This window comes from Massilia luteola (assembly GCF_034420155.1).
GTDB classification, from domain to species: Bacteria; Pseudomonadota; Gammaproteobacteria; order Burkholderiales; family Burkholderiaceae_D; genus Telluria; species Telluria luteola.
Genome location: NZ_JAXOFN010000004.1, coordinates 241,369 through 254,902, shown reverse-complemented (window position 1 = coordinate 254,902; position 13,534 = coordinate 241,369). Strand labels below are relative to the sequence as shown.

Here is a 13,534-nt window from a genome sequence, read left to right as displayed (position 1 = left end):
TCACTATTCCTATGAGGGGTTTGTCAGAGCTCACGGCAAACTTCCAGGTCCTTGAGGATGTGAAAGTTTCTACTAAATTATACAACTAATTTCAAATTTAGTACTCAAGAGCAATAAAGATCAGTGGCTTTCGTTGAGTCCGTTGTCACATCGCAACAATAGCCGCAATGCAATTCTCTCACAAACTCACCGGGGGAGATAATTGTTTTTTATTTAAAATTAAGTGTAAAGCAATTATCGATGCGCCGCCGCACGTTTAGGAATTGAATGGTGGAATGACAACTTGAGAGGGGGTATCGGGAAAGACCCACAGTTTCCTAGGAGAACTGTCTAGCGGAAACGTGGGTACTCCCCGGGAGTATAACGTTGTCACGACTGCATTAACTCAGCAGTATTTATGACAAGTCTGTTACAAATTGATACAAAGTTGTTGGTTCGAAGCACCTAAATGCCGCGTGCCAACCGGACCGCACGGCCCAGTTCCACGACCGACATGGCATAAAAATAACTGCGATTGTATTTAGTAATAGCAAAAAAATTAGCGTTTGCGACCCAATACTCCGTCGGGTCCGCGCCGTTCTGCAGGTCGACGAGGCCGTACAGACGGCCGTCCGGCAGGGCCGTGTGGGTCGCGACGCCGGCGCCGTCGAGCTCGGTCGGCTGGTAGCGGGCGTCCAGGCCGCCCAGCAGCGGCTGCCAGGCGAGGCTGGGCGCCACGTCGGCCGGGAAGACGGCCGGCCCCGTGTTGTCGCGATCCCAACCGTGGTGGACGAGGAAGTTGGCCACGCTGCCGATCGCATCCGCCGCGGAGCCGCGCAGGTCGACGATGCCGTCGCCGTCGAAGTCCACGCCATATTTGAGGATATTGCCCGGCATGAATTGCGGCATGCCGACGGCGCCCGCAAACGAGCCCAGCAGCGAGAACGGATCGATGTTTTCCTTGCGCGCCAGCAGCAGCGTCTTTTCCAGCTCGCTGCGGAAGAACGCCATGCGGTCGAGCCGGTTCGGCGATTCCGGATAGGCGAAGGCGAGGGTGGCCAGCACGTCCACGACGCGGAAACGTCCCGTGTCGCGGCCATAAATCGTTTCCACGCCGAGGATGCCGACGAGGATCTCGGCCGGCACGCCGTACGTCGCTTGCGCGCGCGCGAGGGTGTCCGCGTTCTCGTTCCAGAAGCGCACGCCGGCATTGATGCGGATCGGCTCGATGAAGCGGTCGCTGTAGGCGCGCCAGTTCTTGGGCTTGCCCGGCGGCGCCGGTTTCACGAGCTGGACGGCCGAATCGATGAAGCGTGCCTGCTTGACCACGTCGTCGATCTGGGCGCGCTCGAAGCCGTTGCGGGCGACCATATCGTCCTCGAAGTCGCGCACGGCCTGCCACTCGCCGAAGTTGACGGGTTCGCCGTCGTAATCGATGGTGGGGCGGACGGGTGCGGCGGCTTTCGCCGTCTTGGCATTCTTGCCGGACTTTTTCGCGACCTTGGCGGACTTGGCCTTGGCGGCATGGGAATGATGGAGCGAGGATGCGGCGACCGCATCCGCCGTCGCACCGGCGCCGACGGCCAGGGCAAGCAGCAGAGAAACGAAGGATTTCATCGAACTCGGGACAGCAAATCTCTCAGGATGGGGACGAGGCCGGTGCCGGGGGCCTGTGATCCGTAGCGGTAAGCGCTGTAGTGGCGCAGGAATTCCGTCGCGGCCGTGCCGGGCCCAGGGGGCAAACCGGCATCGGCGATGCGCCGGGCGTATGCGGTCGGCCCTTCGTCCGGCGCACGCGGCAGGCCGAGCTGGCCAAGGCGCTGGCACAGCACCGAGTATAGCGCATCGACAGGGTCGGCTTTCCGTCGTTGCGAGAATTTTCTAACCAGAAACAACATCGCGCAGAGCATGCCGATCAGCGCCAGGCTTTGCCAATGGGACAATCCTTCCTGCACGCGCTCGACGAGATGCTGCTGGCGCCGCGGCGTATAGTTCAGCACCCACTGGTTCCAGCCGTTGTTGACGGCGCCGATCGCGTAGCGCAGGCGCCCGAGCAGCGAATCGGGATCAGGCTGCAGCAGCCGGCCCAGGCCTTCGAGGCCGAACGGCGCCGGGGCGGGCAGCGCGCGTGCCAGGCTGTGCTGCACGCGCTCGGGCGCCACGGCGGCCGTCGGGTCGACGCGCACCCAGCCCCGGTGCGGCAGCCAGACCTCGGCCCAGGCATGTGCGTCGGACTGGCGCACGGTGAGGTAGCCGTCGAGTGGATTCAGGTCGCCGCCCTGGTAGCCCGTGACGACGCGCGCCGGCACGCCGGCCGCGCGCATCAGGAACACGAAGGCGCCCGCGTAGTGCTCGCAAAAGCCGGCGCGCGTGCCGTACAGGAAGTCGTCGACGGCATCCCGTCCCGGCAGCAGCGGCGGCTGCAAGGTGTAGACGAAGCCGCCTTGCGCGAACTCGCGCAGCACGGCCGCCACGCGGCGCGCCGGATCGGGCTCGCTTGCCAGCGCCTGGCCCTCGGCGCGCGCCCGCGGATTGGTCCCGTAAGGCAGCGTCAGCCATTGCCCGTCGACGGGCGACGCCTCCGGCTGCAGCCGGTACTGCACGAACGAGACGAGGTCGTAGCGCACGCGTTCGGCGATCGGGTCGAGCGACTGGAATTCCAGTTCGCCGGACAGCGCCACGCCGTGGCCCGGCACGTCCGGCAGCGCGCGCGGCATCTCGAGCGCGAACAGCCAGCGCGTGTTCGACGGTTCCAGCGTGACCTCGTAACCCACCGGCTTGCCGCCGACGGACAGCGACAGCGGCTGCGGGCGTACGAACCGCGACGGCCGCACGCGGGTCCAGGTGCGGCCGTCGTAATCGCCCAGCACCGGGCCGCGCCAGTACAGCTGCGGTTGCGGCGGCACGGGGCCGTCGAACTTCACGCGGAACGCGACGTCCTCCGACTGGGCCAGGTTCGACATCTGGCCCGGCGCCATCGTGTCCGACAGGCCGCTGCGGGCCGCGTGCGAGTCGTCCGGCATGCCCCACAGCGGGCCTTCGATGCGCGGAAACAGGAAGAACGCGGCGCCCGCCAGCGGCAGCGCCAGCCCGAGCAGCCTCGCGCCCATCCACAGGCGCGTGCGCAGCGGCGGCACGGCGCCGGTCAGCTGGAACGACAGCTGCGTCGCGAGCAGCGCGACGATCGACGCCAGCATCAGCAGCGCGGTCGGGATCGTCTGCGAATAGAAGAAATTGGTGAGGACGAGGAAGTAGCACAGGAAGACGACCACGAACAGGTCGCGCCGCGCATGCATCTCGAGCATCTTGAAGGCGACGAGGAGCACGAGCATGGCGACCCCCGCATCGCGCCCCAGCAAGGTGTGATAACTGTGCAGCACGCCGAACATCGCGGCCGCCGCGATCGGCACGAGGACGAGATTCGACGGCATGCGCCGGCCCAGCAGCGTGACCCCGGCGCGCCAGGCCAGGGTGGCGCCGCACAGCAGGCTCACCCAGGGCGGCAGGTGGGCCGCGTGCGGCATCAGCACGAGCAGGCTGCTGGCGATCAGCAGCAGGGTGTCCTGCTTGTCGCGCGACAGGGGCACCCTCACGCCGGCTCTCCCGGCACGCCGTACAGCGCCAGCGCGCGCAGGCATGCCGCCTGGTGCGCCGTGCCGAGGGCCGCGTCGTAGCGGATGCGGCCGAGGTGGAAGGCGTAGGGCAGGGCGCGCTGTTCCGCTTCCAGCACCCAGCGGGCCATGTGTGCGAGGCGCAGTTCCTCGTCGAGCCGGGCCGGCAGCGCGTCGAAGTCGAGCACGAGCTCGTCGACCGTGCCGCCCTCGAAATGCTTGGTGACGAGCTGGCCGCCCAGCTCCGGGTCGAGCCGGGCGATCTGGCGCCACGCGAGATGGCGCAGCGGATCGCCCGGCTGGTAGCTGCGCACGCCGCCGAAATCGTCGTTGCCCGCGCTGCCGATGCCGTCCGGGCTCGGGCGGCCTTGCATCGGCAGCGGCGGCGCGTCCTGCTCGGGGAACGGATAGACGAGGGCACGGCTGTCCGGCTGCCACCAGCTCCAGGCGCGGAACAGGCCGAGCGGGAAACGCGTCGACAGGCGCACGCGCGGCGGGCGCATCCACCCGCGGGCGCGCGTCGGCGTGCGCAGCACCAGCGTGGCGCTGCCGCGCGTCCCCACGTCGACGGCCTGGCGCGGTTCGGGCACGTCCTCGAAATCGATCCAGACGGCGTAGCGGGCCAGCCGCGTGGGATTCTCGACGCGCAGTTCGAACGGCGCGTCCTCGCCGGCGAACACGTCGGGCGCGCGGCCGGGGCTGAGCACGAGGCCGGCCAGGTTGCGCGTCGTCTGCACCATGTCGACGAGGGCGCAGGCGCCGGCGACGAACGTCAGGCCGAAGCCGAGGCCGAGGTTGTAGTTGATGGAGCCGATCAGCAGCACGAGCAGCAGCGCGCAGAAGCCGAGGCCGGCGCGCGTGGGCAGGATGTAGACGCGCCGCTGGCTCAGCAGCACGCTGCCCGCGTCGCGCGCCGTCGCCCGCGAACGCCACAGGGCGCGCCTGCGGTTCAGCCAACCATCGGGCCGTGCCGTCGCCGGATCGGCTGCCCCGCCCATCAGACCGGGACCGACTTTTGCAGCTGCAGCACGAGATCGCGGCTGGCCATCGCGACGCCCTGCGCCGAACGCAACGGCCGCAGGCGGTGCGCGCAGACGGGCACGAGCAGGGCCTGCACGTCTTCCGGAATCACGTGGTCGCGGCCTTCCAGCGCGGCCCACGCGCGCGCCGCCTGCAGCAGGGCCAGCGTGGCGCGCGGGGACAGGCCCTCCGCGAACAGCTTGCCCGAGCGCGAGGCCTGCGCGAGGGCCTGCAGGTAGTCGATGAGGGCGCCCGACGCGTGGATCGCGCGCAGCGAGCGCTGGGCATCCATCAGTTCCTCCGGCCGCATCACGGGTACGATCGTCTTGAGCATCGCGCGCCGGTCTTCGCCCATCAGCAGGGCGCGCTCGGCGGCGGCGTCCGGATAACCGAGCGACAGGCACATCAAAAAGCGGTCGAGCTGGGATTCCGGCAGGGGGAAGGTGCCGACCTGGTGCGCCGGATTCTGCGTCGCGATGACGAAGAACGGCGCCGGCAGCGCGCGCGTGACGCCGTCCGCCGTGACCTGGCGCTCTTCCATCGCTTCCAGCAGGCCCGATTGGGTCTTCGGCGTGGCGCGGTTGATCTCGTCCGCGAGCAGCACCTGGGTGAAGATCGGGCCCGGGTGGAACACGAAGCCGTTCTTTTCGCGCTCGTAGACGGAGATGCCCGCCACGTCGGCCGGCAGCAGGTCGCTCGTGAACTGGACCCGGTTGAACCTGAGGCCCAGCGACAGCGCGAGCGCGTGGGCGAGGGTGGTCTTGCCGACGCCGGGCACGTCGTCGATGAGCAGGTGGCCGCCGGCCAGTAGGCAGGTCAGGGCGAGGCGGACCTGCTGGTCCTTGCCGACCACGATCTGGCTGACCTGGCGCGCGCTCGCGTGCAATTTGTTGAACATGGATGGTTTCCGGTCGTCGTTCAGGGGCGGCGGGGTGCGCGGGCGTGGTAGATTAGCGCTGTTAGCAACAAGATATGCCTGCGTCATTGGCCTGTCCCGTCGATTCTATGCGAGAACGGGAGGGCTTGCGGTACGGATGAGCAGCACGCGCACACACGAACCATGAGTACAGCCATCTACAGCCACCCGGACTGTTCCCTGCACGAGATGGGCAGCTGGCATCCGGAAACGCCCGGGCGCCTGCGCGCCATCGAGGACCAGATGATCCTCGCGCGCCTGGACGGCCTCGTCGAGCACGTGAGCGCGCCGCTGGCCGACGAGGCCGACATCCTGCGCAACCACACGCAAGGCGCCCTCGACCTCGTGCGCGACAACCTGCCGACGGTGCCCGGCGAGCATTATCCGCTCGACGGCGACACGCTGTTGTGCAAGGACAGCTACCGCGCCGCCCTGCGCGCCGCCGGGGCCGCCGTGGCCGCGACGGACGCCGTCATCGCCGGCACCGTCGACAACGCGTTCTGCGCCATCCGCCCGCCCGGCCACCACGCGCGCCCGGGCGAACCGATGGGCTTCTGCCTGTTCAACAACGTCGCCATCGCCGCGCGCCGCGCGCTCGACGTGCACGGCCTCGAGCGCGTCGCCATCATCGACTTCGACGTCCACCACGGCAACGGGACGGCGGAGTCGTTCCACGCCGATCCGCGCGTGCTGATGGCCAGCTTCTTCCGGCATCCGTTCTATCCGTACACGGACCCGGAACCTATCACCGCTACGAGTATCAATGTGCCGGTCGCGGCCTACACTGGTGGTGACGTCGTGCGCAAGCTCGTCACCGAACAATGGCTGCCCGCGCTGCACGCGTTCCGCCCGCAGATGATCTTCATCTCGGCCGGCTTCGACGCCCACAAGGAAGACGATATGGGGGGCATGGCGCTGGTCGAGGCGGACTACGCGTGGATCACGCACCAGGTCGCCGACGTCGCGCGCCACTATGCGGGCGGCCGCATCGTCAGCTGCCTCGAAGGCGGCTACGCATTGTCGGCGCTGGGACGCAGTGTCGTGGCCCACATCAAGGCCCTCGCGGAACTCGACTGATTCCGCGAACTCGCGCGGCGCGGCAGTATCTAATCCCACAAAATGGATGAGTGGAGGGATGATGAGAACGCTGCGTTGTGTGATGGCACTGTGCCTGCTGGCATTCGCCGGCCTCGCTTCGGCGACCAACTACACCTTGTGGATCAATGGCCGCACAGGCGGCGGCGCGGTCGGCAACTACGCCGACTTCGCCTACTGGGGCCCGGCCAGCGTGGACGCCGGCGTCAATAAAAAGGCCGTCAACTGGGACGGCCGCAGCAGCATCGCGTCCCAGAGCGGCCGCATCCGCGACGCCCTCGACTGCTTCTGCACGGGCGCCAACTGGTGCTACATCGCCACCCACAGCGCCGGCGACCTGCTCATCGGCTACACGCTCGCGAACTACGGCGGCTCGGCGCGCGAGAAGAAGGACGCCCGGCCGAATGCGTCTGGCGTATGCGGCAATGCCGGCGGGGCATCGCAGACGGGCTGGAACATCAAGTGGATCGCGTCCGCGGCCGGCTCGGGCGGCGGCTCGGAACTGGCGGACATCGGCGCGTGGGTCATGTCGGAACCGCTCGTGCAGGACCTGCGGGTCGGTACGGCGCGCGCCATGTACAACCACAACGCCACCCGCGGCATCTGGTTCTGGATGTATGCCGGCGCCGACGGCGGCGTGACGTCGGTCGTCCTGCCGGGCCAGGACGACGGCGTGCAGGCCTACCACAGCGCGGGCGCGGTCTCGGGGTCGTCCGGCGGCGCGTATTGCAACCCGCACGACTGGTTCTGCCACGAGCTGACCCTGGGACCGGGACCGAACGGCGGCGGCCGCGCCAAGTGGGCCAACCACTGGGTCGCCTTCCGCGACGACGGCGAGAACTACAACCATTACACGGGCGGGCACTGGGGCGGCATCGTCGCCGTCATGCGCGCCGCCGTGGCGGCCAACGCCAGGTAGCCGCGCTGCCGGCCCTATGTGGAATCACAGGCCACCAATCTGGCTCGCACGGCAATTGACACGCCCATGAACCCTCTCTACAGTCGATTCGGCCGTAAGCCACGGCGACCTCATCAGTTCGGCACCGCACCGGCGCACGGCGACACATCCAACGACGACGAGAATGGAGGAGAGGCGATGACACTGATGCGCTGGCTGACGGCGCTGTGCCTGCTCGGAATCACGAGTCTGGCATCGGCGACGAACTACACGCTGTGGATCAACGGCCGCACGGGCGGCGGCACGATCGGCGACTACAACAGCTTCACGTACTGGGGCCCGTCTTCCACGGCGGCGGGCATCAACAAGAAGGCGGTCAACTGGGACGGCTACAACAGCATCGCATCGCAGGGCTACCACATCCGCGACGCCCTCGACTGCTTCTGCACCGGCAGCAACTGGTGCTATATCGCGACCCACAGCGCGGGCGACCTGATGATGGGCTACACGCTCGCGAACTACGGCGGCTCGGCACGCATGAAGAAGAACGCGGCGCCGAACTCGTCGGGCGTATGCGGCAACAGCGACGGCACGTCGCAGACCGGCTGGAACATCAAGTGGGTACGCGCCGCGTCCGGCGCGGGCGGCGGCTCCGAACTGGCCGATTACGGATCATGGGCCGTCTCCGACCCGCTGACGCAAGACCTCAAGACGACGACGGCGCGCGCCATGTACAACCATAACGACACCCGCGGCATCTGGTTCTACATGTACGCCGGCGCCAAGGGCACGGCCTACTCCGGCATCCTGCCCGGCCAGGACGACGAGGCCGTCGCGTACCACAGCTCCGGCGGCGTGTCCGGCAGTTCCGGCGGATCGTACTGCAACCCCAGCGACTGGTTCTGCAACGACCTGACGCTCGGAACAAGCGCGAACGAGGGCGGCCGCGCGAAGTGGAGTTACCATTCCGTGTCGTTCCGCGACGACAGCGAAGCCTACAACCATTACACCAACGGTAATTGGCAAGGCATCGTGTCCGTCGTGCGCAGTGCGATGGTGAACAGTGCCCTCTAGCCGTCACCGTAACGACAAGCCGCCGCGCCGCCCGTCCGCCCCGCCGCGGCCGGGCCTGCGGCGGCTGGTGCTGGGGGCGGCGGCCGTCGCCGTCGTGGTCGTCCTCGTGTGGAGCGCGATGGACCGCGACGGCGCCGCGCCCGTGGCCGCGGCCGGCCAGGCACCCGCACCGCGTGGGCCGCAATTCTTCGGCCGGGTCCAGGCCGAGGGGCTGACGCTGCCGGACGACCGCGCGAGCCGGCGCCGCCAACTGGTCGACAACGTCCAGCTGGCCGACCACACTTATTGCAGTTATCGCGCTTCCACCCAGTATCCGGTCGGCTCGCGTCCGATGACGGACAATCCCGACCAGAACCGCCCCAACGACCTCGTGGCGTCGATGAACCCGATGCGCCTGGACGGCGGTGGAAGCGAAGGCCGCGTGCAGTTGCAGACATCGCAGTCGCGGGTCTATATGGCGTCGGGCGAATCGGTGGCGTTCTCGCTGCGCGCGGTCGACGCCGACGGCAAGACGCTGCCGCTCGTGATCACGCGCGCCCTCGCGCAGGGCATCACCTATGCCGGCACGCGCCAGACGCCGCAGGTCAGCATTCCCTTCGTCGACGACGGCACGGGCGCCGACCCGGTGCCGAACGACGGCGCCTTCGCCGGCGTGCTGGCGCCCGCGCAGACGGGGCTCGCGTCGTTCAACGGCACCATCCGCACCGACGTGCGCTACAACGTGGGCGGCAAGAGCGGCGTCGTGCAATTCGACGTCATCTACACGCCCGAACTGCCGGCCGTGTGGGCTGGCGCGCCGCGCGAAGCCGTCGAGGAGGGTTCGCTCGTGTTCCACCTGCCCCTCGAGGTGCGCATGCCGGGCCGCTACATCATCAACGGGCGCGTCGACGACGCCCGCGGCCAGCCGGTCGCGCTCTTGACCTTCAACGATGTGCTCGGCCCCGGCCCGAACGACGTCCGGCTGACGATGTTCGGCAAGCTGCTGCGCGACCAGTCGCCGCCGCTGCCCGTCACGCTGCGCGACGTCGACGGCTACCTGCTCAAGGAAAACACCGACCCCGACCGCGCGCTGGTGCCGCGTCTGCAGGGCAAGGTCTTGACCGGCACGTCCCACGCGCCGAACAGCTTTTCGGATGCCGAATGGCAGAGCGAGGAACGGTCGCGCTACCTGACCGAATTCGGCAAGGATCTCAAGGAAGCGCGCGCCCGCCTGGCCACGTTCGACCCGACCGCGCCCATGCCGCCGAGCGAGTGCATACCGGCAACACGATAGCGGGTCCGTGTGCGCCGCACCCGTCAGTACGCGTGGACTAGCGTAAAATAGAGGGTTGCACGCAGATATTGAGAGTTCTACATGTCGATTCAATGGTTCCCGGGCCACATGGCCGCCGCCCGCAAGCAGGCCGCGGAACAGATGGAAAATACCGATGTGGTCATCGAGGTCCTGGACGCCCGCCTGCCGGAGGCGAGCAGCAACCCGATGGTCGAGGAGTTGCGCAAGTTTCGCCAGCGCCCCTGCCTCAAGGTACTGAACAAGACCGACCTGGCGGATCCGGCCGCCACGGCCGCCTGGGCCGCCTGGTACGACGCCCAGGACGGCGTCACCGCTTACCCGATGACGACCAAGAAGCCGTCCGACGTGGCGCGGATTCCGGACCTGTGCAAGATGCTGGCGCCGCACCGGGGCGTGCCGACGAAGCCGCTGCGCATCATGATCATGGGCATCCCGAACGTGGGCAAGTCCACGCTGATGAACGCGCTGCTCAAGAAGCGCGTGGCCAAGGTCGGCGACGAACCGGCCGTCACGAAGTCCCAGCAAAAGCTTTACCTGGACAAGTTCACGGTGCTCGTCGACACCCCGGGCATGCTGTGGCCCAAGATCGAGATGGAGAGCGACGGCCTGATGCTGGCGGCCAGCCACGCGATCGGCACGAATGCCGTCATCGAGGAAGAGGTCGCGGAATTCCTGGGCAGCCTGCTGCTGCAGCGCTATCCGCAGCTGTTGAGCGCGCGTTACGGCGTCAAGACGGAGGGCATGGACGGCTTCGGCGTCATCGAAGGCGTCGCCCAACGCCGCGCGTTCCGCGTGCGCGGCGGTGACTACGACTACGAAAAGGCGGCGCACGTGCTGCTGCAGGATTACCGCCAGGGCGCGCTGGGCCGCATCAGCCTCGAGACGCCGCAAACGCGGGCCGAGGCGCTCGAACGCCACCGCATCGAGATGGAAGAAAAGGCGCGCATCGCGGCCGAGAAGGCGGCGCGCAAGGCGGAAGACGCGGCACGGGGGAAGCGCGGTACGTGATTGCGTGCCGGTTCGATGCCGGCGCCGGGCGCCGTTCCCTTGTGCGGTTCAGCTTTACATCCGATGCTTACGATGCTTTCCGCGCCTGACGTGTGATACACGGCGTTCCGGAAAAAGGTCGCAACGGTCGTTCAAGGGGCATCACGGGGCAGTTTGCCGGCCGCCCCGTGCGCGATTCTATCTACTTTGATGGTCCGAAGTACGGCTTGAACGCCTCCTGCAGTTCCGGCGGGAGCCGGTTGAAATCGATGCGCTGGTTCTTGATCTCAGCGCGCAGCCGATCTGGCCCGCCGAATGCTTTCACGGTCCTGGCTGCAAAATCGACCGCCAGCGCTTTAAGCATGGGAATCGGCACGTTGCCGTCGTTGTCGGCATCCGGGTCGTGTACAACGAAGGTCTCGCCCGCGTCGTCGCCACCGCACCTGGTGCCCGTCACGGTATATACCGCTCCGTTTTCCCAATATTCGTACAGTTTTTGGTCCGGATCTCTGTTCAGTCGTTTGGAATAACCTGTCAGGACGTAATACGTACTCGCGGCGTCCTGTGCGCGCCCAAATATCCACACGCGGCTCGTGGCGAACGCATCTTCGAGCTGGCCGCACGTCACGCGCAGGTCCTCGGGGAACGGTTCCAGATTGATCCGATCGAGCGGCAAGCGCAGACCCAGTACTGGAACAGTCAGAAAGCGCGGCGGCTTGTCGCTGACCGCTGCGGCGGCCGTCGTGCTGATTGCGCACAACGCCGCTGCGATGATTCTACTAATAGCGGTAGACGGCATAGGATGGCCTCGGCTTTTGGTTACGGTAGTCGGGTCCGGCCCAAAAATCACGCTGAACAAAATCTGATATCCAGTACCGCCCGTCATACCCGGCGACGTGGCCTGCTTGCTTGCCGCCTTTATGGGGCTGCATCACCATCACATCGCCGCTAATGAACGGAAAGTGGTCAGGATCGTCCACTGTGATTTCGTGAAAGCCGAGCCGTTCCAATGTCAGGCCATATTCTTTGCCGTAATGCGGCGGACTGAATTCGTTGAAATGTGCGCCTCCGGCTTGCAGTGCTTTTCTGACGTATTCCCCGCATTTTCCTTTGCCGTGAAGGTCTCTGAACGCGTGCTTGCCCAGATACGTCACGAATCTATCGATGTCGATTGCCATGGCAACATCACGCGGCCTTGTTGATCGCCAAGTCCCAGCCCCCGGCCGTATTGCCCCCAGTGCCACCACCGATCTTCTGCTGGGTGTATTTCCACTTGATCTTCGAATACTTCAAGTTGACGTTCTCGGTCAGGACAGACTGGTCTCCGCTCATATGCGGCTTGACCATGCCGATGAGGACATTCTCCAGTTCGACTTCGAAATACTTCACCCGCTCGCCATTGCCGTCGGCGCGGAAAAACTCGAGCTTGGCCTTGAGCATGGTTTTACCCATCGCACAGGTCTGTGCAAGGATCGGGCTGGACAGATCAGCCAGCTTGGAGAACGAAATCTCGGACATCTCGACACGCTCCGCAGTATGGCCTCCTCCGGTCGATGCCGTGGCGCTCCGGGGCTGGTGGATACCCCAGTGGACGCCCGTCACCTCGATCCAGTCTGTATGCTTGTCGTCCTGGGATTCGCCCTTGATGCCGTCGATTTGCAGGTACACGTCGATTGCCATTTTGTGCTCTCCAAGATAGATGTTGAATTCAAGAGAGCATTGTTATGTCGAGCTGATCTGCAGAGTTTAGCCATGGTCAAACTGTGGCGACTCGAGCGGCAAGTGATGCGCAAGCATGGATGGTTCGATGTGTTGGGTTCTTCACGAGGCCGCGTCGCCGAACCTGAAACTTGACACCGTCAACGCCCCGAAAAAACTCTCCTCGTGATACACGCACGCGGCCGCTTCATTCTCGGCCGCGCCGAGCGCCACCCACAGCGGCACGAGGTGATCCTCGCGCGGATGCGCCATGCGCGCATACGGCGCCTCGCTCCAGTGCAACAGCGCCTGCTCGCGCTCGGCCGGCGCGAGTTCCAGCAGCACGTGCTGCAGCCACATATCGAAGGCATTCGACGCCAGCGCGCCGCCCGCGCCGAACTGGCGCAGGTTGTGGAACGACAGCCCGCTGCCAAGGATCAGCACGCCCTCGTCGCGCAGCGGCGCCAGCGCCCGGCCGGCGGCCAGGTGGACGGCCGGGTCGTAATCGCGGCGGATCGACAGCTGCACGACCGGCACGTCCGCGTCGGGATAGATCGGCGCCAGCATCGAGAACGTGCCGTGGTCGAAGCCGCGTTCCGCATCCAGGCGGGCGGGCTGGCCGGCGTCGTTCAGCAATTGCGCGACCCTTGCCGCCAGCCCGGGTTCGCCCGGCGCCGGATAGCGGATCTGGTACGTGTGCGGCGGGAAGCCGCCGTAATCGTAGATCATGCCCGGCGCGGCGCCCGACGACACGGTGAAGTCGTCCGTCTCCCAGTGGCTCGTCACGACCAGCACCGCGGTCGGACGCACGCCGATCTGGCGCCTGACGTCGACCAGCGACGCTTCCAGCTCGGCATAGGCGGCGCCGTACTGGTCCTTCATCCACGGCCACGGGCCGCCTCCGTGCGAGACGAAATAGGTGGGCAGGCGGGTCATGGGGGCTCCTTCACGCGGCGTGTCAA

The 13,534-nt window shown here is 66.6% G+C and carries 13 protein-coding genes; 5 read left to right on the top strand and 8 right to left on the bottom strand.

The window, feature by feature from the left end; all coding sequences use genetic code 11:
- Positions 1-444: 444 nt before the first annotated feature.
- The 4 genes from mltB to U9J41_RS07755 are packed head-to-tail and all read right to left on the bottom strand — an operon-like array spanning position 445 to position 5,508.
- Positions 445-1,596: a lytic murein transglycosylase B gene (gene mltB, locus U9J41_RS07770; protein WP_322401590.1), complete on the bottom strand. Its 1,152-nt coding sequence runs from the start codon at positions 1,594-1,596 to the stop codon at positions 445-447.
- Positions 1,593-3,572 carry a transglutaminase TgpA family protein gene (locus tag U9J41_RS07765; RefSeq protein ID WP_322401588.1) on the bottom strand — a complete coding sequence of 660 codons (1,980 nt, stop codon included), beginning with the start codon at positions 3,570-3,572 and terminating at the stop codon, positions 1,593-1,595. Before U9J41_RS07765 ends, mltB begins: the two co-directional genes overlap by 4 nt.
- On the bottom strand, positions 3,569-4,588 hold the full coding sequence (locus U9J41_RS07760; protein WP_322401586.1) for a DUF58 domain-containing protein: 1,020 nt from the start codon (positions 4,586-4,588) through the stop codon (positions 3,569-3,571). Before U9J41_RS07760 ends, U9J41_RS07765 begins: the two co-directional genes overlap by 4 nt.
- Positions 4,588-5,508 (bottom strand): AAA family ATPase, encoded by a 921-nt coding sequence (locus tag U9J41_RS07755; RefSeq protein ID WP_322401584.1) that lies wholly within the window; start codon positions 5,506-5,508, stop codon positions 4,588-4,590. Before U9J41_RS07755 ends, U9J41_RS07760 begins: the two co-directional genes overlap by 1 nt.
- Positions 5,509-5,670: 162 nt before the next feature.
- On the opposite strand from U9J41_RS07755, the gene U9J41_RS07750 reads away from it, so the two are divergent.
- From U9J41_RS07750 to ylqF, 5 genes are all read left to right on the top strand, one after another.
- Positions 5,671-6,603: a histone deacetylase family protein gene (locus U9J41_RS07750; protein WP_322401583.1), complete on the top strand. Its 933-nt coding sequence runs from the start codon at positions 5,671-5,673 to the stop codon at positions 6,601-6,603.
- Between the two features lie 58 nt (positions 6,604-6,661).
- Entirely contained in the window at positions 6,662-7,540 is an 879-nt protein-coding gene (locus tag U9J41_RS07745) for a hypothetical protein (protein WP_322401582.1), read from the top strand.
- Between the two features lie 177 nt (positions 7,541-7,717).
- A complete protein-coding gene (locus U9J41_RS07740) occupies positions 7,718-8,593 on the top strand; it encodes a hypothetical protein (protein ID WP_322401580.1) in 876 nt (291 codons plus the stop codon).
- Positions 8,583-9,866, top strand: a complete 1,284-nt coding sequence (locus U9J41_RS07735; RefSeq protein WP_322401579.1) for a choice-of-anchor X domain-containing protein — start codon at positions 8,583-8,585, stop codon at positions 9,864-9,866. Before U9J41_RS07740 ends, U9J41_RS07735 begins: the two co-directional genes overlap by 11 nt.
- 81 nt (positions 9,867-9,947) lie before the next feature.
- Complete coding sequence (gene ylqF, locus U9J41_RS07730) at positions 9,948-10,895, top strand: ribosome biogenesis GTPase YlqF (protein WP_322401577.1); 948 nt, start codon at positions 9,948-9,950, stop codon at positions 10,893-10,895.
- A gap of 181 nt (positions 10,896-11,076) precedes the next feature.
- Here ylqF and U9J41_RS07725 read toward each other — a convergent pair whose 3' ends face one another.
- The 4 genes from U9J41_RS07725 to U9J41_RS07710 all read right to left on the bottom strand — a co-directional run bounded on the left by U9J41_RS07725 (position 11,077) and on the right by U9J41_RS07710 (position 13,508).
- On the bottom strand, positions 11,077-11,673 hold the full coding sequence (locus tag U9J41_RS07725; RefSeq protein ID WP_322401575.1) for a hypothetical protein: 597 nt from the start codon (positions 11,671-11,673) through the stop codon (positions 11,077-11,079).
- Positions 11,654-12,052 carry a hypothetical protein gene (locus U9J41_RS07720; RefSeq protein ID WP_322401573.1) on the bottom strand — a complete coding sequence of 133 codons (399 nt, stop codon included), beginning with the start codon at positions 12,050-12,052 and terminating at the stop codon, positions 11,654-11,656. Before U9J41_RS07720 ends, U9J41_RS07725 begins: the two co-directional genes overlap by 20 nt.
- A 7-nt stretch (positions 12,053-12,059) precedes the next feature.
- Positions 12,060-12,554: an Hcp family type VI secretion system effector gene (locus tag U9J41_RS07715; protein WP_322401571.1), complete on the bottom strand. Its 495-nt coding sequence runs from the start codon at positions 12,552-12,554 to the stop codon at positions 12,060-12,062.
- 141 nt (positions 12,555-12,695) lie between these two features.
- Positions 12,696-13,508 (bottom strand): DODA-type extradiol aromatic ring-opening family dioxygenase, encoded by an 813-nt coding sequence (locus U9J41_RS07710; protein WP_322401569.1) that lies wholly within the window; start codon positions 13,506-13,508, stop codon positions 12,696-12,698.
- Positions 13,509-13,534 lie beyond the last annotated feature (26 nt).

Coding starts and splice junctions, on each gene's coding strand:
- mltB (WP_322401590.1), bottom strand. CDS start 1,596: ATGAAATCCTTCGTTTCTCTGCTGCTTGCCCTGGCCGTCGGCGCCGGT.
- U9J41_RS07760 (WP_322401586.1), bottom strand. CDS start 4,588: ATGGGCGGGGCAGCCGATCCGGCGACGGCACGGCCCGATGGTTGGCTG.
- U9J41_RS07755 (WP_322401584.1), bottom strand. CDS start 5,508: ATGTTCAACAAATTGCACGCGAGCGCGCGCCAGGTCAGCCAGATCGTG.
- U9J41_RS07750 (WP_322401583.1), top strand. CDS start 5,671: ATGAGTACAGCCATCTACAGCCACCCGGACTGTTCCCTGCACGAGATG.
- U9J41_RS07745 (WP_322401582.1), top strand. CDS start 6,662: ATGATGAGAACGCTGCGTTGTGTGATGGCACTGTGCCTGCTGGCATTC.
- U9J41_RS07740 (WP_322401580.1), top strand. CDS start 7,718: ATGACACTGATGCGCTGGCTGACGGCGCTGTGCCTGCTCGGAATCACG.
- ylqF (WP_322401577.1), top strand. CDS start 9,948: ATGTCGATTCAATGGTTCCCGGGCCACATGGCCGCCGCCCGCAAGCAG.
- U9J41_RS07725 (WP_322401575.1), bottom strand. CDS start 11,673: ATGCCGTCTACCGCTATTAGTAGAATCATCGCAGCGGCGTTGTGCGCA.
- U9J41_RS07720 (WP_322401573.1), bottom strand. CDS start 12,052: ATGGCAATCGACATCGATAGATTCGTGACGTATCTGGGCAAGCACGCG.
- U9J41_RS07715 (WP_322401571.1), bottom strand. CDS start 12,554: ATGGCAATCGACGTGTACCTGCAAATCGACGGCATCAAGGGCGAATCC.
- U9J41_RS07710 (WP_322401569.1), bottom strand. CDS start 13,508: ATGACCCGCCTGCCCACCTATTTCGTCTCGCACGGAGGCGGCCCGTGG.